Source organism: Enterobacter sp. FB (genome assembly GCF_000805795.1).
GTDB classification, from domain to species: domain Bacteria; phylum Pseudomonadota; class Gammaproteobacteria; order Enterobacterales; family Enterobacteriaceae; genus Enterobacter; species Enterobacter roggenkampii.
The window spans coordinates 741,161-762,344 of the sequence record NZ_JSZC01000013.1; the positions used below are offsets into that span (position 1 = coordinate 741,161).

At 55.8% G+C, this 21,184-nt stretch carries 21 protein-coding genes and 1 pseudogene; 8 read left to right on the forward strand and 14 right to left on the reverse strand.

Annotation, left to right across the window (positions count from 1 at the left end; translation table 11 throughout):
• Nucleotides 1–226 precede the first annotated feature (226 nt).
• Complete coding sequence (rmf, locus tag PI91_RS10305) at nt 227–394, forward strand: ribosome modulation factor (protein ID WP_013097261.1); 168 nt, start codon at nt 227–229, stop codon at nt 392–394.
• 70 nt (nt 395–464) lie between these two features.
• On the opposite strand, the gene fabA is transcribed toward rmf, so the two are convergent.
• Together fabA and PI91_RS10315 are read right to left on the reverse strand one after the other, a co-directional pair.
• On the reverse strand, nt 465–983 hold the full coding sequence (gene fabA / locus PI91_RS10310) for a 3-hydroxyacyl-[acyl-carrier-protein] dehydratase FabA (RefSeq protein ID WP_008499931.1): 519 nt from the start codon (nt 981–983) through the stop codon (nt 465–467).
• A 68-nt stretch (nt 984–1,051) separates the two neighbouring features.
• Nucleotides 1,052–2,812 carry a Lon protease family protein gene (locus PI91_RS10315; RefSeq protein ID WP_039266087.1) on the reverse strand — a complete coding sequence of 587 codons (1,761 nt, stop codon included), beginning with the start codon at nt 2,810–2,812 and terminating at the stop codon, nt 1,052–1,054.
• A 186-nt stretch (nt 2,813–2,998) separates the two neighbouring features.
• Between PI91_RS10315 and matP the strand changes: the two genes are divergently transcribed.
• On the forward strand, nt 2,999–3,451 hold the full coding sequence (gene matP, locus PI91_RS10320; protein ID WP_008499929.1) for a macrodomain Ter protein MatP: 453 nt from the start codon (nt 2,999–3,001) through the stop codon (nt 3,449–3,451).
• Nucleotides 3,452–3,516: 65 nt separating this feature from the next.
• On the opposite strand, the gene ompA is transcribed toward matP, so the two are convergent.
• Both ompA and sulA read right to left on the reverse strand, forming a co-directional pair.
• Nucleotides 3,517–4,572 (reverse strand): porin OmpA, encoded by a 1,056-nt coding sequence (gene ompA, locus PI91_RS10325; protein WP_025755977.1) that lies wholly within the window; start codon nt 4,570–4,572, stop codon nt 3,517–3,519.
• A 354-nt stretch (nt 4,573–4,926) separates the two neighbouring features.
• Nucleotides 4,927–5,436 (reverse strand): SOS-induced cell division inhibitor SulA, encoded by a 510-nt coding sequence (gene sulA / locus PI91_RS10330; RefSeq protein ID WP_032637628.1) that lies wholly within the window; start codon nt 5,434–5,436, stop codon nt 4,927–4,929.
• Between the two features lie 217 nt (nt 5,437–5,653).
• Between sulA and PI91_RS10335 the strand changes: the two genes are divergently transcribed.
• The gene (locus tag PI91_RS10335) at nt 5,654–6,280 is read left to right on the forward strand and encodes a TfoX/Sxy family DNA transformation protein (RefSeq protein ID WP_008499926.1); all 627 of its coding nucleotides are present in this window, start codon (nt 5,654–5,656) and stop codon (nt 6,278–6,280) included.
• On the opposite strand, the gene yccS is transcribed toward PI91_RS10335, so the two are convergent.
• Both yccS and PI91_RS10345 read right to left on the reverse strand, forming a co-directional pair.
• Nucleotides 6,237–8,399: a YccS family putative transporter gene (gene yccS / locus PI91_RS10340; protein ID WP_032651202.1), complete on the reverse strand. Its 2,163-nt coding sequence runs from the start codon at nt 8,397–8,399 to the stop codon at nt 6,237–6,239. The two genes, PI91_RS10335 and yccS, sit on opposite strands and share 44 nt — an antisense overlap.
• Before the next feature lie 19 nt (nt 8,400–8,418).
• Nucleotides 8,419–8,865, reverse strand: coding sequence for a YccF domain-containing protein (locus tag PI91_RS10345; protein WP_023343701.1), 447 nt, complete (start codon nt 8,863–8,865; stop codon nt 8,419–8,421).
• A 123-nt stretch (nt 8,866–8,988) separates the two neighbouring features.
• Between PI91_RS10345 and helD the strand changes: the two genes are divergently transcribed.
• Entirely contained in the window at nt 8,989–11,043 is a 2,055-nt protein-coding gene (gene helD, locus PI91_RS10350) for a DNA helicase IV (RefSeq protein ID WP_039266088.1), read from the forward strand.
• A gap of 59 nt (nt 11,044–11,102) precedes the next feature.
• Here the strand turns inward: helD and mgsA are convergent, their stop codons facing one another.
• Nucleotides 11,103–11,561: a methylglyoxal synthase gene (gene mgsA / locus PI91_RS10355; RefSeq protein ID WP_008499922.1), complete on the reverse strand. Its 459-nt coding sequence runs from the start codon at nt 11,559–11,561 to the stop codon at nt 11,103–11,105.
• An 80-nt stretch (nt 11,562–11,641) separates the two neighbouring features.
• Nucleotides 11,642–12,304, reverse strand: coding sequence for a DUF2057 family protein (locus PI91_RS10360; RefSeq protein ID WP_039266089.1), 663 nt, complete (start codon nt 12,302–12,304; stop codon nt 11,642–11,644).
• Nucleotides 12,305–12,477: 173 nt separating this feature from the next.
• Between PI91_RS10360 and PI91_RS10365 the strand changes: the two genes are divergently transcribed.
• Nucleotides 12,478–12,891, forward strand: a complete 414-nt coding sequence (locus PI91_RS10365) for a CoA-binding protein (protein WP_008499920.1) — start codon at nt 12,478–12,480, stop codon at nt 12,889–12,891.
• Nucleotides 12,892–12,928: 37 nt separating this feature from the next.
• Here PI91_RS10365 and hspQ read toward each other — a convergent pair whose 3' ends face one another.
• Entirely contained in the window at nt 12,929–13,246 is a 318-nt protein-coding gene (gene hspQ / locus PI91_RS10370; protein WP_008499919.1) for a heat shock protein HspQ, read from the reverse strand.
• A 60-nt stretch (nt 13,247–13,306) separates the two neighbouring features.
• The gene (gene rlmI, locus PI91_RS10375; protein ID WP_021240853.1) at nt 13,307–14,497 is read right to left on the reverse strand and encodes a 23S rRNA (cytosine(1962)-C(5))-methyltransferase RlmI; all 1,191 of its coding nucleotides are present in this window, start codon (nt 14,495–14,497) and stop codon (nt 13,307–13,309) included.
• A 174-nt stretch (nt 14,498–14,671) separates the two neighbouring features.
• On the opposite strand from rlmI, the gene PI91_RS10380 reads away from it, so the two are divergent.
• Genes PI91_RS10380 through yccX form a run of 3 tightly spaced genes read left to right on the forward strand, consistent with a single transcriptional unit; the run spans nt 14,672 to nt 16,321 of the window.
• On the forward strand, nt 14,672–15,229 hold the full coding sequence (locus PI91_RS10380) for a kinase inhibitor (RefSeq protein WP_039266090.1): 558 nt from the start codon (nt 14,672–14,674) through the stop codon (nt 15,227–15,229).
• 10 nt (nt 15,230–15,239) lie between these two features.
• On the forward strand, nt 15,240–16,028 hold the full coding sequence (locus PI91_RS10385; protein ID WP_008499915.1) for an AraC family transcriptional regulator: 789 nt from the start codon (nt 15,240–15,242) through the stop codon (nt 16,026–16,028).
• A gap of 11 nt (nt 16,029–16,039) precedes the next feature.
• A complete protein-coding gene (gene yccX, locus PI91_RS10390; RefSeq protein ID WP_008499914.1) occupies nt 16,040–16,321 on the forward strand; it encodes an acylphosphatase in 282 nt (93 codons plus the stop codon).
• On the opposite strand, the pseudogene tusE reads toward yccX, so the two are convergent.
• The 4 genes and pseudogenes from tusE to PI91_RS10410 all read right to left on the reverse strand — a co-directional run bounded on the left by tusE (nt 16,318) and on the right by PI91_RS10410 (nt 21,153).
• Nucleotides 16,318–16,646, reverse strand: a pseudogene (gene tusE, locus PI91_RS10395) (sulfurtransferase TusE). The gene yccX and the pseudogene tusE sit on opposite strands and share 4 nt — an antisense overlap.
• Nucleotides 16,647–16,714: 68 nt before the next feature.
• Nucleotides 16,715–17,266, reverse strand: coding sequence for a LuxR C-terminal-related transcriptional regulator (locus tag PI91_RS10400; protein WP_008499912.1), 552 nt, complete (start codon nt 17,264–17,266; stop codon nt 16,715–16,717).
• 10 nt (nt 17,267–17,276) lie between these two features.
• Nucleotides 17,277–18,434 (reverse strand): CfaE/CblD family pilus tip adhesin, encoded by a 1,158-nt coding sequence (locus PI91_RS10405; RefSeq protein WP_039266091.1) that lies wholly within the window; start codon nt 18,432–18,434, stop codon nt 17,277–17,279.
• Between the two features lies 1 nt (nt 18,435).
• The gene (locus PI91_RS10410; protein WP_039266092.1) at nt 18,436–21,153 is read right to left on the reverse strand and encodes a TcfC E-set like domain-containing protein; all 2,718 of its coding nucleotides are present in this window, start codon (nt 21,151–21,153) and stop codon (nt 18,436–18,438) included.
• Between the last annotated feature and the right edge of the window lie 31 nt (nt 21,154–21,184).

Here is a 21,184-nt window from a genome sequence, read left to right on the forward strand (position 1 = left end):
GTCTGTCGCTGATTGCGGTTTTTTTTCGTTTTCAACTCAGGTTGTTACTTGTGCCACGTCACAATTTTTGTACAAATGAACTTCCAGCTAGCTCACAAATATGACACCCGTATGAATTTTGAACATTGACGATGCGACTAATTCGGGGTATTCGTTATCTGTGCCTGTGCAGATAGTGCAGACACTGTTTTCTTTCCACCAGACAAAAGAATGAGGGAAACGAGGCATGAAGAGACAGAAACGAGATCGCCTGGAACGGGCTCATCAACGTGGTTATCAGGCCGGCATCGCTGGACGTTCTAAAGAAATGTGTCCTTATCAGACGATAAATCAAAGGTCACAATGGCTTGGAGGCTGGCGAGAAGCCATCGGCGACAGGGCACTCATAGCCTGATAACGTCTCTTTCAAAAAAGAAACCTCCGCAATGCGGAGGTTTCGCCTTTCTGGAGGTGCGAAAGCACGATCAGAACGCGGACGTGTCCTGGAACAGGCCAACCTTCAGGTCGCTTGCGCTATAGATCAGACGACCGTCTACCAGCACTTCGCCATCTGCCAGGCCCATAATCAGGCGGCGGTTAACGATGCGCTTGAAGTGAATACGATAGGTCACTTTCTTCGCCGTAGGCAGAACCTGGCCGGTGAATTTTACTTCGCCTACGCCCAGCGCGCGGCCTTTACCTTCACCACCCAGCCAGCCCAGATAGAAGCCAACCAGCTGCCACATGGCATCCAGACCCAGGCAGCCAGGCATTACCGGATCGCCAATAAAGTGGCAGCCGAAGAACCACAGGTCCGGGTTGATATCGAGTTCTGCTTCTACGTAACCCTTATCGAAGTTGCCGCCGGTTTCGGTCATTTTCACGACACGGTCCATCATCAGCATGTTCGGGGCCGGTAACTGTGGGCCTTTCGCGCCAAACAGTTCACCGCGACCAGAGGCAAGAAGATCTTCTTTTGTATAGGATTCGCGTTTATCTACCATGTTCTCAGTAAGCCTTATTTTAGTGAAGGACGCAGGATAGCTAACACGTGTACGCTGAACAAGTCCGATCAGTTCGAACTAAACCAGCCCAGCCAGCGTAACGGCCATGGATAACGGTGACGAGCATCCTGCTGTGTTGCCTGAGCAATGCGCTCCTGGATAGTCTGCATCAGGGTGGTTTGCCCTTCGCCATCCCATACCAGGTTTGTCAGTAAGGGTAGTGCATCCTCAATCCCTTCGATGGCCCAGATAGCGAACTGCTCTTGTTCAACCGCATCCAGAATCTCCTGGCTGAGGCTTAAATGGCGTGCGTTGGGAGCCGGAATAATCACACCCTGTTTGCCGTTTAAACCGCGCTGCTGACAGATAGAGAAGAAGCCTTCAATTTTTTCGTTGAGGCCACCCACAGGCTGCGCACGACCGAATTGATCCACCGAACCGGTGATCGCGATGTTCTGATTGATGGGCACTTCCGCCAGGGCGCTGATTAAGGCGCACAGTTCAGCCATAGAGGCGCTATCGCCATCCACTTCGCTGTAGGACTGCTCAAACGTCAGCGAGGCGGAGAAGGGGATCTGCTGCTCAAGCTGCAGTTCAGACATCAAAAACGCCTGCATGATCATCATGCCTTTGGCGTGAATGTTTCCGCCCAACTCGGCTTTGCGTTCGATGTCGGTAAACTCGCCATCGCCAATATGCACAACGCAGCTAATACGGGACGGCTCCCCGAACGCGCGCGGATGGCCAGGGAATTCAATCACCGACAGGGCGTTGATTTGCCCGACGCGTTCGCCTTCGGTTTCCACCAGAATTTGTTCCAGCAGAATTTCATCCTGCATACGGTCAGCAAGATAGCCTTCCCGCCACTCACGCTGAGCCAGCATCTGGGTGAGCTGCTCCCCGGTGAACGCACCGCTACCGCTCACCACGCCCACTTCACGCAGCTGTTTGCCGATCCAGAGCGGGCAGAGTGGCAGCGTTTCCTGGTCACCGGTATAACGCACCGCTTCGCGGATCAGGCCTGGCCATGCGTCAGCCGCAGGCGTTGGCAGCGCAAAACGTTCAGCAACGGCCATCACCCACTGGCACCACTGCGCCATATCGTCGGCATCGGCAATCTGGATATTGTCTTCGTATTCGCTATACACCGCCTGTTCAGCCAGTTCAGGCTCAATTTCCTGGAAGTCTGCCAGCGATTCACGGTCGCCCGTCAGCACGACGGTTAATGACAGCGGCATAGACGGAACCGAGACAGGCAGAGGACGAGACTCATCGTAGCCGACCCAGTCGAAACGCTGCTGATGCACGATGGTTTTCAGACGCATCCACAGCAGCGGCTGCGAGAGCAGGGTACGCAGCGAGATGATCAGGACACCGCCATTTGCGCGATGTACCAGCCCAGGCTGCAGCGAAAGCTCGCCGTTAAACTGGCGCAGACAACCAAAGAGTTGTTCAGCCTCGACCCAGTTCGCGGTAATCACCTCGCCCTTAGCGGCAAAAAGGCCGTCAGCCTGCGTCGCCGGTTCGAAAGTGACATCATGTCCAGCGATACGATACTGGCCGCCAAAAACGGCGTTCGCTTCCGGCTTTAGCTGACGCACGGCATCCCCGAACAACGTCAGGTATTCCGCTTCTTCCGGGGCTTTGAGCAGCATGAAAGGCGCAGCTGCCCAGGGGCTTAATACCTGCTCCAGCGCATAATGCAAACGGGGCTGCGTATCGCTAAGGATGAATTCGTGTTCTTTTGCGAGATCTGGCTGTGCAAACAGTTCCTGATAACTTTCGGTATCCGGAACAAGGTCACGCCATGCAAGTTTCGTAATGGTCAAAGTTGATGTTTTTTAGTCAGATGTAAAAGCGTGGAGTATACCGTAAGCGGGGGGTTGTACCCAAGCAGGATTGGGGATTTCGACAGGGTGATTGGCTGCATTCACTCACAGGATATGATTTCTTTTCAGCAGATTGCTAAAAAACTGATATTCTGAACAGAGTTACGTGGTAACACTGAGATCGCAATGAAATATCAACAACTGGAAAATCTCGAAAGCGGCTGGAAATGGAAGTACCTGGTCAAAAAGCACCGTGAAGGGGAGCTGATCACCTGCTACATCGAAGCCAGCGCTGCGCAAGAAGCCGTGGATATTTTGCTGACCCTCGAAAACGAACCGGTACAGGTCAACGGCTGGATTGAGAAACACATTAATCCTGCATTGTTAAACCGGATGAAGCAAACTATCCGCGCGCGACGCAAACGGCATTTTAATGCTGAGCACCAGCACACTCGCAAAAAATCAATCGATCTGGAATTTGTTGTCTGGCAGCGCCTGGCCGGGCTGGCACAACGACGGGGTAAAACGCTGTCGGAAACCATCGTGCAGTTGATTGAGGATGCAGAACATAAAGAGAAGTACGCCAACCAGATGTCGACACTGAAGAATGACCTTCAGGCGCTGTTGGGTAAAAAGTAGTTTTTTTACTTTTCTTCAGACAATAAAAAACCCCGCATTGCGGGGTTTTTTTATAAGACGATAACTTATGCCGCTGGCTGAGTTACAACGTCTTTGATGCCTTTAACTTCGATCTCTACGCGACGATCTGGAGCCAGGCAGTCGATCAGTGCAGCGCGAGCTTTCACGTTGTCACAGGTGTTGCCAGTAACTGGGTTAGCTTCGCCCATACCACGTGGGGAGATCTTGTTAGCTGGGATACCTTTAGAGATCAGGTAATCAACAACAGACTGAGCACGTTTCTCAGACAGTTTCTGGTTGTAAGCGTCAGAACCGATACGGTCGGTGAAGCCCAGAACCACTACAGAACCGTCTTTAGGATCCAGGTTGCTCAGCTGGGTGTACAGCTGATCCAGTGCCTGCTGGCCTTCTGGTTTCAGAGTCGCTTTGTTGAAGTTGAACAGAACGTCAGACTTCAGAGTGAAGTGCTTGGTCTGTACTTCTGGAGCTGGAGCCGGCGCTGGAGCAACAACTGGTGCTGCTTCTTCCTGCTGGCCGAAACGGTAGGAAACACCTACGCTCAGCATGCCGTTGTCTGGACGAACACCAACGGTGTTGCCGTCGCCGATGTTGTTAACCCACTGGTATTCCAGACGGGTAGCGATGTCACGGGTCATAGCCCACTCAACGCCACCAGCGAATACTGGGGAAACACCGGTGTCATGGTCGTCGCCAGCGTTGCTGTTGCTGGAGTCAGCGCGCCATACCATGCCGCCCAGACGGGTGTACACGTCCAGATCGTCGGTTACTGGGTAACCCAGTTTAGCGGTCAGCTGTACGCCCTGTGCTTTGAAAGCGCCATTGGTGTTGTCGCCTTTGTATGGCATACGACCTAACCAGTCGTAACCCATTTCAAAACCAACATACGGGTTAACCTGATAGCCACCGAACGCACCTGCACCAAGCTGGCTCTCGTGAGTCGGGCCATCATTGTTGTTTGCGCTGTTGTACCAGCCGGTGTCGTGGAACTGAGACCAGCCCAGTTTACCACCTGCATACCAAGTATTATCTTTCGGAGCGGCCTGCGCTACGGTAGCGAAGCCAGCCAGTGCCACTGCAATCGCGATAGCTGTCTTTTTCATTTTTTGCGCCTCGTTATCATCCAAAATTCGCCATGAAAGTCTCAAGAGAGAATCACGGTTAAATCCTTCACCGGGGGGCGTGGTCAAATATAAATCTACCGATATCTTCGGCTTAGGCCGAGCACCCCTGGCGATGTAAAGTCTACAACGTAGCTGAAAACTTACAAGTGTGAAGTCCGTCAGGCATATGAAAAAAAAAGTTCCGGATACCGATTATTTAACATTTTTTGAACGAATTTTGTGCAATAAAATTAAGGAGAACCGCACCAGACAAGCCTTGCCGCAATTTTAAGGCCGGGAACTAAAATCCCATCTTGCGGTCAAAAAAAATTCCAGGAAAAATCTTAATTTCACTCAATGATACAAATTTGAGTGAATTTTTAGCCCAGAAAGTTGTCCTCTGCGGTAAGAATCCGATCGAACCGGACGCATAATGAACCCGATCGCATTCCCTTCTTCAGCGGCTTCAGTCAGTCGGAAATGTTCCTCTTCCGTCAATTCTTCCGGTAACCAGCCAATCACCACGCTGTAATTTCCTGTGCGTAACGCGCGGATCATCGACTCAACGGTATCGCAAGGCGAAAGTTGATTAATCTGCATGACCTTGGTCAGCGGAAGGCCTGCGGATTGAACCCACTCGCGACTCAGCTTTTGCTGAGGCGTGAGCCAAAGCTGCCAGCGCGATTGCTGACCGAGCTGTTGTAATAATGGCAGTAAAAGAAGTTGCGTTAACAAGGGCTGGTCTTCACGATAAACCACTTCACTGATAAGCCCTGTGGAAACACGCTCGACGGAATTCTGCGCGACATTGCCTGCAGCAGAAGAGAGAGAGATTGCGCGATTTGCATAGCCTGAAGTGTGCATATTCATTCCAGCCCTGTAGTTACTGTATGGATATACAGTAACCCCTGTATACCCAAAGATCAACCTCATTTTCGGAAAGCGACTCGCAAAATTCATTCAATCTTGATGCCCCTCGAAAAATCATCTTGCTCAACGACGATAAGTTGCCTATTTTCCTGCTAACGGATCCGCTAGTAAGAAATTTCGTTGTTAGCCTATGATTTTGAAGGGAAATATCATGAAAAAGATATCTTATGAACGGATTTATAAATCCCAGGAATACCTCTCTCCGTTGGGCGAGATTCATCATCGCGCGCTGTTTGGCGGTTACACCCTGGCAGTGGATGATGCGGTCTTTGCCATGGTGTCCGATGGCGAACTTTACCTTCGCGCGTGTGAAGAGAGTGCAAAATACTGTGTAAAAAATGCTTCCTCCTTCTTGACGTTGATGAAGCGAGGCCGCCCGGTGCTGCTCAACTATTATCGTGTGGATGACGGATTATGGCAGGACAGGGAGCGGTTGCTTCAGCTCTCCTCGTTTGCACTCAGTGCGGCAAGGAAAGAGCGCTACCAGCGTCATCAACGAACCCGTCTTAAGGATCTGCCGAACCTGACCTTTCAGCTTGAAGTCTTGCTCTTTGAAGCCGGTATCACCAATGAAGAAACGCTGCGGGCGCTGGGCGCCAGAGCGAGCTGGCTGAAGATGCGGGCAAAGAATAAAGCACTCAGTATAAAAGTGCTCTTTGCGCTGGAAGGGGCTATCGAAGGGCTGCATGAGGCGGCACTCCCGGCAGGTATCCGCCGGGAGCTGACGGAGTGGTTTAATGCGCTGCCTGAGCCGCAGGAGAGTCGTTCCTCCAGGTAGCGATGTGCTGTTGCAGCCGGCAAATTTCAGGCAGCAGAGCGATAAGCAGGCCTATCTGCTGAAGAACCAGCGGCGCTTTGCTGTCGTTTCCCGGGTCAAGATGCGCAATGCGTTGAGCCAGTTCATCCAGAGCCTGTCGAACGCGCGGTTCATCGGCCGGGCGGTGATGAAGCGCATCATCGACATAGCAGACGGCATCATCGAGGAGGTTGAGAACCGCCGGGTTAGTGAGCTTCTCGCGGTGGGCCCCCAGCGTCGAAATATAGCTGGTGAAGGTATGGTTCAGGCAGAGCAGGCGGAACGCTGTCTCACGAATCTCAGCCGTGGCGCGCGGCTCCGTTGACATGTTAGAGACCACGGAGGCCAGTTCAGCATCACTGTTGTGCGCGTCGCGACGTGCTATCCGGTAAGCCAGACGGTTATCGCGGCCCTGGTGGTACTGCTCCAGAATTGCGTCAAGGTAACGACAGTTGGCATTCATCGCCCTGTCTACCACGCGCGGCAAATTGCGAAAACGCCAGTCCGGCCAGATAAAGCTGACCGCGGCCCAGGCAATCGCGCAGCCAATCAGCGTATCAATCACGCGTGGCAGGGCGACTTCAAACCCTTCACCCAGCAGATTAAAGCAGAGCAGCACCAGCAGCGTGATGAACATGGTGGCATGGGCGTACTGCACGTTGCGAAACGCGAAAAACAGCACGCCGGTGATCACGATCAGAATCAGCTGACCTTCGACGGAAGGCACGAAATAAAGCACCGGCAGGCCGATTGCGACGCCGACCAGCGTGCCGATAATGCGCAGCGCAAGACGGTGTCGGGTGGCGTTATAGTTCGGCTGGCAGACGAACAGGCTGGTCAGCAGGATCCAGTAGCCATGATGCAGCCCGGTTATCTGGATAAAGGCATACCCCACGCACAGCACCAGCGACATTCTCACCGCGTGGCGGAAGAGAGCCGACTCCGGGGTAAAGTTGCGGCTCAGGCGTAGCCACATATCGCTAAAACTGTGCACGCTGTCATCAGCAAGCTGATTGTCGACCTCACTGCCCGGAAGCGCCATCGCCTGCTCGGACTCGATGGTCGCCAGCTGTGCGTCAATCGCCCGCAGGTTGTTCAGCAGAAAGCCCAGCGCTTTGATGTGTTCCGGTGACGTTCCGCTGGCCTGAACGCGGTCGAGTGCCGCATCAAGATGGCTAAATACGCGTTCAAAACGTGGGTCATGCTGATAGGGCGTGCGCAGCAGAATGGAGCGCGAGAGCTGCTGGCACGCCTGGGACTGCATGGAGAGCAGGCGCTGGAAGCGGAACATCACGTCGCTGTAGCGGAACTTCTCGCGCAGGGCGGCATACTGGACGTGCGAGGAGCTGGCGCGTTCATGAATGTCCTGGGCGGCAAAATAGTAGTGTAAGGTTCTTCGCGTTCCGCGCTGACCGCGATCGCCGCGCAGACGGGTCAGCAGAGAGGCTTTTGTCTGGTTAAGGGTGGCGACCAGTTGACCATTTGCCAGCGCCAGATCGTAGAGCGGCGCCTGGCTTTCTTCCTCGATATCCGGGTCGAACAGCCGGGATTTCAGTTCCAGATAGTGGGCTAGCTGCTCAAAGCTGCGGGCAAGGTTGTCCTGCAGAGGACGAACAGGGAAGATCAGATGACCGGTTAAGGTCAGCAGGTTATACCAGATGGCGCCGAGCAACAGCAGAACCGGCTGCTGGTACCACTGGTCGTAGAGGGATGCGCCCAACATGGTATAGATGGCGATCAGCAGGGCGCCAAACGCGATAGTGGCATAGCGCTGCCCAAGGCCGCCCAGCAAAATAAACCCGCTGGTTGAGAGCGTCAGACCCAGGGCAAACAGCCAGGGCCAGGGGAAAAGTAACTCAACGGACGCTGACGCAATAAAAAAGCAGACGAGCGTGATGACCAGGTTGCGTAAACGCCCGGCCAGACGATCGTCCAGGTCCGCCAGCGCCCCGGCCACGACGCCCAGCGTGAGCGGGATGGTGAGCTTGACGTCATTCAGCCACCAGGGCAGGGCAACCGTGCCGCAAAGTGCGATAAATATCCTGACGTTATAAAGCCAGGTGCTGTTCCAGGTATAACGGCGAAGCAGTGGGCTTAGCATAAACGCGGCCAGTCCTTAGTTACTGAAAACGACGACGCGCATTGGCTTCACGCGCCGCCTGGGCCACTTCGACCGGAACAACCCTGCGCCCGACGGGCCAAAGAGCGATAGCGGCGATCTTAAAGTTCGCGATCCCCACCGGAATACCAATAATCGTGATGCACTGCGCAATACCCGCAAAAATATGCATGATGCAGAGCCACCAGCCGAAGAAAATCAGCCACAGAATGTTAAGCAGGGTACCCCCCGTATTCATCAGGGCGTTTTTGTTCTCCGGATTCAGCTCGTCAACGTGGATGGCTTCATTCCCGTAGGGGACGAAGGAGAGTTTTGTGATTTCCCAGCAGGAGCGAGTCAGGGGGAGCGTAAAAATCAGGACGATGCTCACCAGCGTGGCAAAAAGCCAGGAAAGGGTGGTGGCAAAACCGCCCAGCACAAAATTCAACACATTCAGAACGGTACGCATAAACCCTCACTTCCTTTCGATAAAATTAACGCCCAATGATTGTAACGTTTTTTTAGGCTGGAGCACCTTAAAACTGGCAGTTACACTGTCAGGTAAATTATCTCTTCGTGGATTTGGCGGAACATGGAACTGAAAGCAACGTCGTTAGGCAAACGTCTGGCGCAACACCCTTACGACCGGGTGGTTCTCCTCAATGCCGGGGTAAAAGTCTCTGGAGAACGCCACGAATACCTTATTCCGTTTAATCAGCTTCTGGCTATCCACTGCAAACGCGGGCTGGTGTGGGGCGAACTCGAGTTCGTACTGCCTGACGATAAAGTCGTGCGTCTTCACGGCACCGAGTGGGCAGAAACCCAGCGTTTCCATCATCACCTGAACGCGCTCTGGCAGCAGTGGAGTCAGGATATGAGCGTGATTGCCGCCGGAGTGCTTCAAAAGGTGCTGGACGATATCGCGCAAAGCAACGCGCAGCATTCGTGGCTCACCCGTCAGCAGACCGCCGGGCTACAGCAAAAAATCCGGCAGGCACTCTCGGCGCTGCCGTTATCCGTGGCGCGTCTTGAGGAGTTTGACAATTGTCGCGACGCCTGGCGCCAGTGCCAGGCCTGGCTGAATGATAAGGATAAGAGCCGACTCGCCCATAACCAGGCCTGGACGGACGCCATGCTCACCCAATACGCCGACTTTTTCAGTACGGTGGAGTCCTCTCCGCTTAATCCGGCTCAGGCGCGCGCGGTGGTCAACGGCGAGCAGTCGCTGCTGGTTCTTGCGGGGGCCGGTAGCGGTAAAACGTCGGTGCTGGTCGCGCGTGCCGGCTGGCTGCTGACGACCGGGGAAGCGGTCGCCGATCAAATTCTGCTTCTGGCCTTTGGCCGCAAGGCGGTCCAGGAGATGGACGAACGGATCCAGGAACGTCTGCATACCCGGGATATCACGGCCAGAACCTTCCATGCCCTTGCCCTGCATATTATTCAGCAGGGCAGTAAAAAAGTGCCTGCTATCAGTAAGCTGGAAAACGACGCGCAGGCGCGCCAGGCGCTGTTTATCAAAACGTGGCGCCAGCAGTGCAGTGAGAAAAAGGCGCAGGCGAAAGGGTGGCGCCAGTGGCTCGAGGAGGAGCTCGACTGGGACGTGCCGGAGGGCAGCTTCTGGCAGGATGACAAACTGGCGCGTCGGCTGGGTTCACGGCTTGACCGCTGGGTCAGCCTGATGCGAATGCACGGCGGAACGCAGGCAGAGATGATTGAAAGCGCGCCGGAGGCGATCCGCGATCTGTTTTCGAAGCGGGTCAAGCTGATGGCGCCGCTGCTGAAGGCCTGGAAAACCGCGCTGAAAGCGGAAAATGCCGTCGATTTTTCCGGCCTAATCCACCAGGCCATCATCATTCTTGAGAAGGGGCGCTTTGTCAGCCCGTGGAAACATATTCTGGTGGATGAGTTTCAGGACATATCTCCGCAGCGCGCAGCGCTGCTTTCGGCGCTACGGGCGCAAAATAAGCATACTTCGCTGTTTGCGGTGGGTGACGACTGGCAGGCCATCTATCGCTTCAGCGGGGCGCAGCTTTCGCTGACGACCGCATTCCACGACTATTTTGGCGAAGGCGATCGCAGCGATCTGGACACCACCTACCGCTTCAATTCACGGATTGGTGAAATCGCCAACCGCTTTATCCAGCAGAACCCGCATCAGCTGGCAAAGCCGCTCAATAGCCTGCGGGCAGGGGATAAAAAAGCCGTGACCCTGCTGGCGGAAGACCAGCTGGAACCGCTGCTGGACAAGCTCAGCGGCTACGCGAAGCCTGATGAACGTATCCTGGTGCTGGCACGATACCATCACCTCAAACCCGAGGCGCTGGAAAAGGCGGCCACCCGCTGGCCGAAGCTGCAGCTTGAATTTATGACGATTCACGCCAGCAAAGGGCAGCAGGCCGACTATGTGATTGTCATGGGGCTGAAAGAGGGGAGCGACGGTTTCCCGGCCCCGGCCCGCGAGTCGGTCATGGAGCAGGCCCTGCTGCCGGTGCCGGAAGACTTTCCGGATGCCGAAGAGCGGCGTTTGCTGTATGTGGCGATGACCCGCGCGCGCCATCGCGTGTGGCTGCTGTTCAATAAAGAAGAGCCATCCGTGTTTGTCGATATTTTGAAGAGTATTGATGTGCCGGTGGCGCGGAAGCCATAACGACGAAGGGTAAGGATGGGTAGGCCGGGTAAGGCGTAGCCGCCACCCGGCAAAAAAAGCTACTTCAATCTCTCTGAAAGATAACGCTGATAGTCCGGAATAAGGATATCTACCGGCGAGTTAAACTGCGGCGATTCGATGATGAAATCCGCCGTCGAGAGGTTTGTCGCCACCGGAATATTCCACACCGTCGCCAGGCGCAGCAGGGCCTTGACGTCCGGGTCGTGCGGAACCGCGTTTAGCGGGTCCCAGAAGAAGATCAGCACATCAATCTTTCCTTCGGAAATCTGTGCGCCGACCTGCTGATCGCCGCCCATCGGGCCGCTCAGCATGGCGTTTACCTCCAGACCCGTTTCGCGCTGGATCAGGTTACCGGTGGTGCCGGTCGCCGACAGGGCGTGCTTTTCCAGCAAAGACTGATGGCGGCGAACCCAGTTAAGCAGCATTTGTTTACAGTGATCGTGCGCCACCAGAGCAATGTGTTTGCGTTCCGGGAGCGTGCGTGTTGTCAGTTCCATAATCATATCCATCAGGTTAACTGCCTACACGATGACGGGAACCGTCTGACGCTGCAAGAGAAAGGCGTAAAAAATGTGGCTTATGATGAAGGTTGTTGTTTTGCCCATTGTAAAAACCGGGCCCGCGTGTCGGCATCGGCCTGCTGGAACCAGAATTTAAGGCGCTGTTCCGTCAGGGCCTGGGACTGGGGGGGAATGACGTCCAGTTCAGAGACGCCGGAAAGCAGCGTACTGTCGTCGGACATCATGGTGGCAAACTGAGGAAGCGACGCGCGTTTACCGGCTTTGTTATAGGTCTGCGTCGCGGCCTCGTAGTCCGGACCTTTCGGTGAAGTCGTCAGCGCCAGAATATCCAGCTTCGCCGGAATCGGCATCGCATCCCCGTCCAGCAGTTCAATGCGGGGAGACGCGTCGAAGGCCGCTGATTCCTTCTCCGTTTCAAGGCGTGGCAGGGTAATATTCACCTGACTGATTTGTCGGGTATTAAAGCTGACGATCAGCGGCGGGGAGATATACATCCTTTGCTCGTGATTCGCCAGACCGATCGATTTTTCTACGCGGAATACCAGCTGATGCGGTCCGTTATCCAGCTCGATACTGTCCGCACCGCGTAATAACGAACTGGAGACCTTTTTTCCGTCCAGTACCAGGAGATCAATATCGGTTGAGAGCCGGAGCGTGGTAGCAAAAACGCAGACCGGCATCACTAACGCAATCAGAGCAGTGGCAATACCGGTTTTCATAGAAGGCTCCCGTCAGAAATCCTGTCGCCGCATTAATGTATCAAAATTTTTCGATAATCACGTTTACTAACATATAGACATATTTGGCCGTTTTGCCCTCATGCATCGGTATGGGATGGATGGTTGAGATGTGCGGTTTGGCGTACACTTTTAAAAAAGCCAGGAGAAAAACCATGAAAGAGAACGATATTGCCGAGATTCTGACATCCACGCGTACCATTGCGCTGGTGGGCGCGAGCGATAAACCCGATCGTCCCAGCTATCGGGTGATGAAATACCTTCTCGATCAGGGCTATCACGTCATCCCGGTCTCGCCAAAAGTGGCGGGGAAAACCTTACTGGGCCAGCAGGGTTATGCCACGCTCGCTGACGTGCCGGAAAAAATTGATATGGTCGATGTCTTCCGTAATTCCGAGGCGGCGTGGGAAGTGGCGCAGGACGCTATCGCCGTTGGGGCGAAAACGCTGTGGATGCAGCTGGGCGTGATTAACGAGCAAGCTGCCGTGCTGGCGCGGGATGCGGGGCTGAACGTCGTCATGGATCGCTGTCCGGCGATCGACATCCCCCGTCTGGGGCTGGCGAAGTAATAAAAAAAAGCCCGTTCATCGGGCTTTTTTTACACGCTTAGTTCCGCAGGCGCGGAGCCTGTAACTGTTTGCGGATAGTCTGAGCAAGTTCATCCATAGTGGGTTGCTCCGGATGCTCTTCCTGCAGCTCGCTGCTTAGCTGCGCTTCGGCAAGGTAGGTGTGGACGGGTTGCCCGTCGTCACCTTCCATCACCACATGGTACCAGGGTGCAGCGCGAAGCTCTGCGTTCACCGCCAGCTCGTCTGCTGACGGCTCATCAAGGGAATACTCCGGGTCGATATCCACGACCACACCCAAATACCCGAGCAAAGTGTGGCGGACCTGCTGGCCGATACCGAATTTGCTGGCAATCATAGTCACCTCCCGGGAAATACGACTTACACGTTATGTGCGGGCAATATTTCTCTTTTCAAGTTACATGACGCGACAGGCAAACCCTTTCAGATACAGTCCTTCCGGGTAGGTAGCAATCACGGGGTGATCGGCTGCCTGACGGAACTGCTCTATAAATTGTACATCACGGCCAGCATCTATTGCGGCATCAGCGATGATTTTCTGAAATAAATCTGTGGTCATCAGGCCGGAGCAGGAGAAGGTGAGCAAAACCCCGCCCGGGTTCAGCAGCTGGATAGCCAGCATGTTGATATCTTTATATCCGCGGCAGGCGCCCATCAGCTGGCTTTTGTTCTCCACAAACTTTGGCGGATCCATCACGATGACGTCGAACTTCTCGCCCTGATCGCGGTATTTACGCAGCAGCTTGAAGACGTCGTCGCGTATAAATTCGGCTTTGCTCAAGTCCAGTTTGTTCAGCTCGACGTTCTGTTTTGCCACGTCCAGCGCTTCCTGCGAGGTATCCACGCTGACCACCTGGGCACAGCCGCCCATCAGCGCCGAAACGGCAAACCCACCGGTGTAGGAGAAGCAGTTGAGCACGCGTTTGTCGGCAACGTACTGACGCGTCGCGAGGCGGCTGTCGCGCTGGTCAAGGTAGTAACCTGTTTTGTGCCCGCCCTGAATATCCACCAGCAGCTTCATGCCGTGCTCTTCAATTGGCAGCAGGGCAGGCGGCAGTTCACCCGTGACCGGCCCCTGAGTCAGCTCCATGCCTTCTTTTTTGCGCACCGCCACATCGCTGCGGTCGTAAATGGCGCACTGCGGGAACAGCGTTTGCAGGGCGCTAATCAGCGCAGCGCGCTGGTATTCCGCCCCGGCGCTCAGGAGCTGCAGCACCAGGAAGTTACCGAAGCGATCGATGGTCACGCCCGGTAGGCCGTCAGATTCACCGGCAATCAGGCGGTAGCTGTCCAGCCCGTCGCGTTTAGCCAGCCAGTCGCGCCACTGCTGCGCCTGCTGCAGACGACGCACGAAGAAGTCGATGTCAATGGTTTCGTCTTTATCGAAGGTCCAGACGCGCGCGCGGATCTGGGAGGCTGGCGAGTAGGCGCCTCGCGCTAACCATTTCCCCTGGTGGTCCACGATATCAATGGTTTCACCGAGGCTGGCTTTGCCTTCCATACGGGCAACCGCGCCGGAAAAGACCCAGGGATGACGGCGCAGTAAGGATTTCTCGCGCCCTTTGGCTAACACTAAACGTACACTCATAATTTGCTGTTCTGTCGATTTCAGGGAAATGGCGCGTAGAGTAGCACATTCAGCAAGGCGCAATCATCTGCGGATGCCGTTGAGCGTTTCGGCACAAAATCAAATCGCTTAAGCACATTACGGCACTGCGGCCGGATATACAGTGGGATTCCGGTTCAGCAAAGGAAACCCCCCATGAAAAAGCGCAGTGTCATCACAATAGCCGCTCTGACGGCAATGAGTTTTCAGGTTTTAGCCGCAACGCCTTTCAGCATGACCAGCCGGGATATTTCCGGCGACCGGCGGTTAGCGCCACAGCAGGTGTTTGAGGGATTTGGCTGCCACGGTGGTAATCAGTCCCCGCAGCTGGCGTGGACAAATCCGCCCGCGGGTGCGAAAAGTTTTGCCATTACGGTCTATGACCCGGATGCGCCTACCGGCAGCGGCTGGTGGCACTGGACAGTAGCCAACATTCCCGTGAAGACAATGACGCTGCCCGCTGATGCCGGTAACCCAAATGGCGAAAAATTACCTGCTGGCGCTGTGCAGGGGCGTAATGATTTCGGTTATTCTGGATTCGGCGGCGCATGTCCCCCTGCCGGGGACAAGCCTCACCGCTATCAGATGACCGTCTGGGCGCTGGACGTGGATACCCTGCCCGTCGACAACAATGCGAGCGGCGCGCTGGTCGGCTTTATGCTCAATAGTCACGTTCTGGCAAAGGCTCAGTTAACCGCAACCTACAGCAGATAAGGATGGCGAGGTGCAGGAGTTCCATTTTCGACATAAACATCTCACGGCGGGTGAAGTGAGTGCCAGCAAAATGCATCGCCTGCACCAGGTTAAGCTCTTTTTCCCGGCGATTTGCCATATCACTCACGGCAGCAAGGTGATTGTGCAGGACGATAACCGCCTGGTGGCCACCCGGGATGAACTCATCATTATCCCTGCCAATACGGCAATGGAGATCATCAATCAGCCTGCAAACGGTCTGTTTCACTCGGACTTGCTGATGTTATCGCCGGAAATCGTTGCCGAGTTTAAAGCGCATTACCTGAAATCCTGGCCACGCACGACGCTGCATTCGCTCTGCGCTCCGCTGAGCGAGGGGCTGGCGTTTATGTGGGATAACCTGCTGCACGCCGTGCGTCAGGATTTACCGGAGGCGCTGCAAAAACATCAGGCCTTCGGTCTGTTGCTGGCATTGCTGCATGACGGCGTGGCAGGTCCGCTGCTTATCGAGCGAAGCAATAACCTGACCGAGCAGGTGCGACAGTTCATTATGCTGTCGCCCGCCAGAGCCTGGACCGCGCAGGACGTCGCCAGCCGTCTGGCCCTGAGCGTGCCGACGCTGCGCAGACGGTTACGCGAGGAGTCGCAGAGTTTTCGCCAGATTGTCGAGGAGGTGAGGATGGCCGTGGCTTTGTCACAGTTACAGTCAACCCGATTACCGATCGGCGAAATCGCATTACAATGTGGGTATCTGTCCAGCTCTCGTTTCACCGCCCGTTTTCGGCAACACTACGGCTGTTTGCCGAAAACGCTACGTTAAGGAGAAGAAGAATGTCTAAAGTCTGCACTATTGCCTGGGTTCACGGCGTCGTTCAGGGCGTGGGTTTCCGCTACAGTACCCAGCGCGAAGCGATTGAGCTTGGGCTAACGGGATACGCGCGCAACATGGATGACGGCAGCGTTGAGGTGGTCGCCTGTGGCGAAGCGGAGCAGGTTGACAAGCTGGTGGCGTGGCTGAAAGCGGGTGGGCCGCGCAGCGCGCGGGTTGATAAGGTCTTAACGGAACCCCATCAACCGGGGCGCGAATACGTCAACTTCGGTATTCGGTATTAAATACACTTCACCGGCTTAGGCAGGCCGGCAATTTTGGTGGCCTGTTTTGCCGGCCCTTTCGGGAACAAACGATAGAGATAGCGGCTGTTGCCTTTCTCTTCACCGAACTTATTGGCCATCGCCTTGACCAGCATGCGGATGGCCGGAGAGGTGTTGAACTCAAGATAGAACTCGCGCACAAAACGCACCACTTCCCAGTGTTCGGGGAAAGAGTAATCCCTTCGTTTTCCGCAATTTTCTCCGCCAGCGGTTCGCTCCAGAGCGTTGTATCTTTCAGATAGCCTTCGCTATCGGTCTCAATTTCCTGGCCTGCAAAAATGAACATAATCTTCTGTCGTAGGTGAAAAATCGGCGACAGTGTAGCAAAAAAGCGGGCTCAGGATAAACCGTGACCTACAGGAGCAGCTGAAGCAGGTTGTTGGCATTGAGCTTCTTCAGCGCGTTGCATTTATGGGTTGAAACCTGTTTCTCCGACATGTGCGTCACGATGGCAATGTGGCGGACCGGCAACCCGGTCAGCATCAGATCGAGCACGTTGAATTCAGGAACGGTCAGGCAGCAGTCCAGGCTTCGAACGCGACGCGGCTCTTTTGCCAGCAAATACGCCGCATCGGCAACGGCGATCCGGTCGTCGATGATATAAAGCGTTAGCGTACTGAAACGCTTGCGTAAATGCGTCGCCAGCGCCCACCCCTTTTCGTTGCAGACCAGATAAAGGCTGCCTTTCCAGCGGGCGGCTTCCAGCCTGAGCAAAATATTGATCAGCGCCTGATGCGTCGCCGCCACGGAAAAACGGCAGCGGACGACAATCACGCGGCGGGTAAGCAGCGTTGGCTGCCATTGTACGGTATCGCTCTGGACCTCTAACTGAACGCCCCGACGCAGCAGCGCATAGCGCAGTCCTTCGGCGTAAAATCGATTATTGTCGAGAATGGCGTAACTCACGGTGACCTCGTTATAACGTGCTGGGCGTATAGATGACGCGCAGCGTGCCGGTATAGTCGCCCGCGTTTTTGCTGCTGGCGGCGAACGCGGGGGTTTTCAGGATAATTGGCGCAGGAATGCACAGTACGCTCTCGCGTCCGCCGGGCAGCACGACCTGACGCAGATACTGCGGATCGTTAGTGCCTTGCCAGACTACGGTTTTACCGTTCGCGACGGTTTCGGTTGCGCCTGTGACGGGATGGGTAACGAAGACCTGATAGTCGAGACGGTCCCGCGCATCCGTCTGGCTTCCACCGCGCCGCCGGATAGAAAACGCGCCTTCGGCACGTCCCGCTGAGGGAAGCCCGTCATCTTCAAAACGAAGATAGGCGCGGGTGCTGGTGCTGTTTTTGCCGTCGTACAGGCACATATCCAGCGTGTTTTCCCCCTTGATCTCGCTGCCCCCGGGGCGCCCCGGGAAGTTGGTCAGGTTGAGGTTAACGATGGGCGTGGAGTGCGGAAAGGCCGGCAGATAAATCTGCTGGTTTCCCGGGTCGACCACCTCAATGCGAATATTTGCCTGCCATTTGGCGATGGTGAGATAGCCAGGACAGCCGACATTCACGTCATTGAAGTTGCCGCCGCAGTCGGCGCTTCCCCACTGGCGCAGGTTCTGCTTCAGCGTGGCGGTCCAGATCCCCGGCAGGGCGAGCTTATCCAGCTCGCTTTTCACGATATAGAAATCGAAGTAGGGCTCTCTGTTCCAGCTAGCAATTTCCGTCGTCCCTCCCGTGACAAAGCTGGCAAAGGTGAACACTTTATTGTTGATAAACATGTAGTGATCGCCATACACCTTGATATTCACCGTCTTGCCGGTAAGGGAATGGCTAAACGCTAAATTGATGGCATAAGGCGCGGCCGGGTTCGCCGAGAACCAGACCGGTGAGTTCATGCAGGCGCCGTTCGTGGTATCGGTACGGGACTGACAGGTCAGGGTATTGCGCCCCCACTTTTGCGGATCGGCGGCGTCAAAGCCGCCCGATTCATGAAACCAGATGTCAAAACGCGCGGGCGGCGCGGTGCGATCGAAGCTGATCCCTACGCTGGTATTTCGTCCCGCGGGAGCGCCCGCCAGCGTCTGGCTGGCCCACAGGCTTAAGAACAGAAAAATAAAGAGGCACTTAATCACATCATTTCCCTTTAGTGAGGCTATCGGTGTTCATGGCAGTCGGTCCAGCAGGGACCGACCGTCCGGCCAGCATCAGCTGTGCCTGCTGCTGGACGGCATCCGGCAGGGCGGAGAAGGTTAACTCCTTACAGGGGATCGACCCGACGTAACGCACCACGTCGCGCATACTCTTCACGTTCAGCGCGCACTGATAAAACTGCTGCTGACGCACCAGGTAGAGGTGATGGAGCAGGGCGTCGCTTTGGGCGCTAAACCCGCCGTTGCCAAGGTCGCTCCAGCCGTTCACGTTCAGCGGCACGCCGCCGATAAACGGCGAATGACGCTCGTCGGTTAACTGGCCGAGCCAGGTGTAGCTTGCGGTGGTTTGCACGTCCCGGCGCAGCAGTTTGCCAGGCACCATAAACAGCGTTCTGCTGCCCGATCCTTGCGTGATTTCACTGCTGGCTCCTCGTGAGACATCCAGCGATTCGTTAACCGTCAACGTTGTCTGCTGATAGCCCGGCACCGCGAAGAGGGCGCGGCTATTGCCTGGAATATCGGCACTGCCGCCGTTATCCAGCGACACGGCGACGCGCGGATCCTGAGCATCTTCCGGCGTGGTCACGTTCACCGCGACGGCGGAAGCAGGGCGACCGTCGCTCCAGCGGCCCAGCCACAGGCCAGAGCGGGACAGCGCAAACGTCGAGCTGTAGTTGCCGCTGCTGCTCAGCGTATGGCGACGATCCTGACGATCCCAGGCGTCGCTGACGGTCAGACTCCCGTTGCCATATCGTCCGCCCTGGCGCGTATAGGCTGAGGTATTCAGCGAGTCGCTGTTAATGCCCGACGCGCTGAGGCCGTACTCATTTTCGCCGCGGGCATCGGCATACCAGTTATGCGCCACGTTGTAGCTCAGCTGGTTTTTTTCACGTTGCTGGTGCTGCCATGTCGCGCCCAGAGAGGTGTAGCTTGACGCATCGCCCTGGCGGTTATGCGCCATGGACAGGCTCACGCTCAGGTAGCCGCCTTTATCCCTGCCTTCGCGGGCGTCATCGTTACGCATGAACAGGTTAATGCTGCTGTTAATATTCAGGCCATGGGTGCTGAAGGCATTGCTCAGGCCAGCCTGCCAGGCCCGCGTGCGCGAGCGGGTCATATAGACCGATTCCCACGGCAAACCCGCATCGTGGCGATCGTCACTGTCCGGCAGCTCCCGGCGTGAAACGTACCGGCCTTCGTTGCGGTTATCCGAATACCCCAGGCTCGCATACCAGGCGCCGACCGGGACGGAGAACATCACCGAGAGGGTGCGATAACAGCCGTTCACGGCGTCAAATCCCGCGCTTTGAGTGTTGCAGTTTTCAGCGGATAACGCGTTTCGATAGACGCTCAAAGAAAAACCGTCGTTGTAGCTGATTTGCTGGATATTACCGCGTTGGCCTTCGCTGCCGTAGAGGTAGCTAAACCGGGTACTCAGCACGCCATCGATCGGGCCCGCGTTGAAGCCCCGGCTCCAGTCGAGCGCGTTCTCCAGGAAACGCTGGTTTTTCTTGAACGTTGCGCCGCTGGTCAGCGCCAGCGTCGGGGTGACGGGCAGACGAATGCCCGCCTGCGCAACCGCGCGGCGCTCTTCGTTTTGATCGCTATTATCGGTTTCACCCGCCTGAAGGAACCACTCGATGCGGTCGAATGGCGTAATGCCGGTTCGGGTAAACGGCACCTGCTCGGTGCGCGTCAGCCGGTTATTTTCATAGATGGAGAGCGTCACGGTGTAGCTCCCGTCCGGGAACGAGCGCGTGTCAAGGGTTTGCGCCCCGGCATTCAGATAGAAGCTCGCCAGCAGCTGGTTGCCCCGGCGGGCGTCGATACGCGCGTCATGGGAAAGCAGCACGGTAACAGGGGTTCCCTTCGACTGCTGAACCGGGTTCATCCACGCCCGTGTTGAACCCGTGCGCAGGCCGCGAATTTTGCCCAGCGGCAGCTGGCTGAGGGTGATATTCCCGCCGGCATTGCTGAACAGATCGCGGGTATCCATCTCGCCTGCCTGGACGTAGTACTGACGCAGGATATCCTGGCGGAACCAGGCGTTGTTGACGGTGACCTCCTGCTGCTGCTGGTGCCGTGAACGCTGCCCCAGCCAGGTCCAGTCGAGATTCACATAGCCGTCCTGGGTGAGCGCCAGCGCGCCGTTGCCCTGCACGGTGGCCGACTGATAATCCCTGTCGGCAACGAAGTTAATGTTTTGTTGATGGATCAGCGCATTTTCGGTGCCGTGCGTGGGCTGATACCATGTGTTCTCTGCCGTCTGCTTAGGCAGAAATTTCTTGTCCAGGAACAGGTTAATGCGGGCGTTATTCTCGTCATAAACAATGGCCGCGCGATCGGTATCGATGTAATCGCAGCCCGCTGCGGAGCCGTTGCTGCTGCAGGCCAGGTTGCCGTTACGGGCAAGCGGAACGGCCAGCGCGGCAGAGACGGTGGCAACGAGGGATGGGGCGTCATTAAACCGGCGTTTGATGGCCGCTACCACGTTCTCAGGTGCGACAAAGCTCACCGTTTCAAGCGTGATATCCGTTTCAAAAAGGCCCAGCGATTCGCCGTAGAGGTTCACCTCTGTCCACAGGCGCTGCGTCTTTGCCAGATCTTCAAAACCTGGTGGGACGGCCAGCCCGGCGCAGGCGAGTTGGATGGAAGCGGGTAACAAAGCAACAAAGAGGAGAGTATTTCTGTGAAACGCCATGAACGAGCCTCGACATCATCCTGACGTCAGA

Excerpts from the sequence above, each read along its gene's own strand:
- sulA (WP_032637628.1), bottom strand. The coding sequence starts at position 5,436 with ATGCACACTTCAGGCTATGCAAATCGCGCAATCTCTCTCTCTTCTGCT.
- PI91_RS10410 (WP_039266092.1), bottom strand. The coding sequence starts at position 21,153 with ATGGCGTTTCACAGAAATACTCTCCTCTTTGTTGCTTTGTTACCCGCT.
- mgsA (WP_008499922.1), bottom strand. The coding sequence starts at position 11,561 with ATGGAACTGACAACACGCACGCTCCCGGAACGCAAACACATTGCTCTG.
- yccS (WP_032651202.1), bottom strand. The coding sequence starts at position 8,399 with ATGCTAAGCCCACTGCTTCGCCGTTATACCTGGAACAGCACCTGGCTT.
- helD (WP_039266088.1), top strand. The coding sequence starts at position 8,989 with ATGGAACTGAAAGCAACGTCGTTAGGCAAACGTCTGGCGCAACACCCT.
- hspQ (WP_008499919.1), bottom strand. The coding sequence starts at position 13,246 with ATGATTGCCAGCAAATTCGGTATCGGCCAGCAGGTCCGCCACACTTTG.
- matP (WP_008499929.1), top strand. The coding sequence starts at position 2,999 with ATGAAATATCAACAACTGGAAAATCTCGAAAGCGGCTGGAAATGGAAG.
- PI91_RS10345 (WP_023343701.1), bottom strand. The coding sequence starts at position 8,865 with ATGCGTACCGTTCTGAATGTGTTGAATTTTGTGCTGGGCGGTTTTGCC.
- PI91_RS10360 (WP_039266089.1), bottom strand. The coding sequence starts at position 12,304 with ATGAAAACCGGTATTGCCACTGCTCTGATTGCGTTAGTGATGCCGGTC.
- PI91_RS10380 (WP_039266090.1), top strand. The coding sequence starts at position 14,672 with ATGAAAAAGCGCAGTGTCATCACAATAGCCGCTCTGACGGCAATGAGT.
- rmf (WP_013097261.1), top strand. The coding sequence starts at position 227 with ATGAAGAGACAGAAACGAGATCGCCTGGAACGGGCTCATCAACGTGGT.
- yccX (WP_008499914.1), top strand. The coding sequence starts at position 16,040 with ATGTCTAAAGTCTGCACTATTGCCTGGGTTCACGGCGTCGTTCAGGGC.
- PI91_RS10335 (WP_008499926.1), top strand. The coding sequence starts at position 5,654 with ATGAAAAAGATATCTTATGAACGGATTTATAAATCCCAGGAATACCTC.
- ompA (WP_025755977.1), bottom strand. The coding sequence starts at position 4,572 with ATGAAAAAGACAGCTATCGCGATTGCAGTGGCACTGGCTGGCTTCGCT.
- PI91_RS10365 (WP_008499920.1), top strand. The coding sequence starts at position 12,478 with ATGAAAGAGAACGATATTGCCGAGATTCTGACATCCACGCGTACCATT.
- fabA (WP_008499931.1), bottom strand. The coding sequence starts at position 983 with ATGGTAGATAAACGCGAATCCTATACAAAAGAAGATCTTCTTGCCTCT.
- rlmI (WP_021240853.1), bottom strand. The coding sequence starts at position 14,497 with ATGAGTGTACGTTTAGTGTTAGCCAAAGGGCGCGAGAAATCCTTACTG.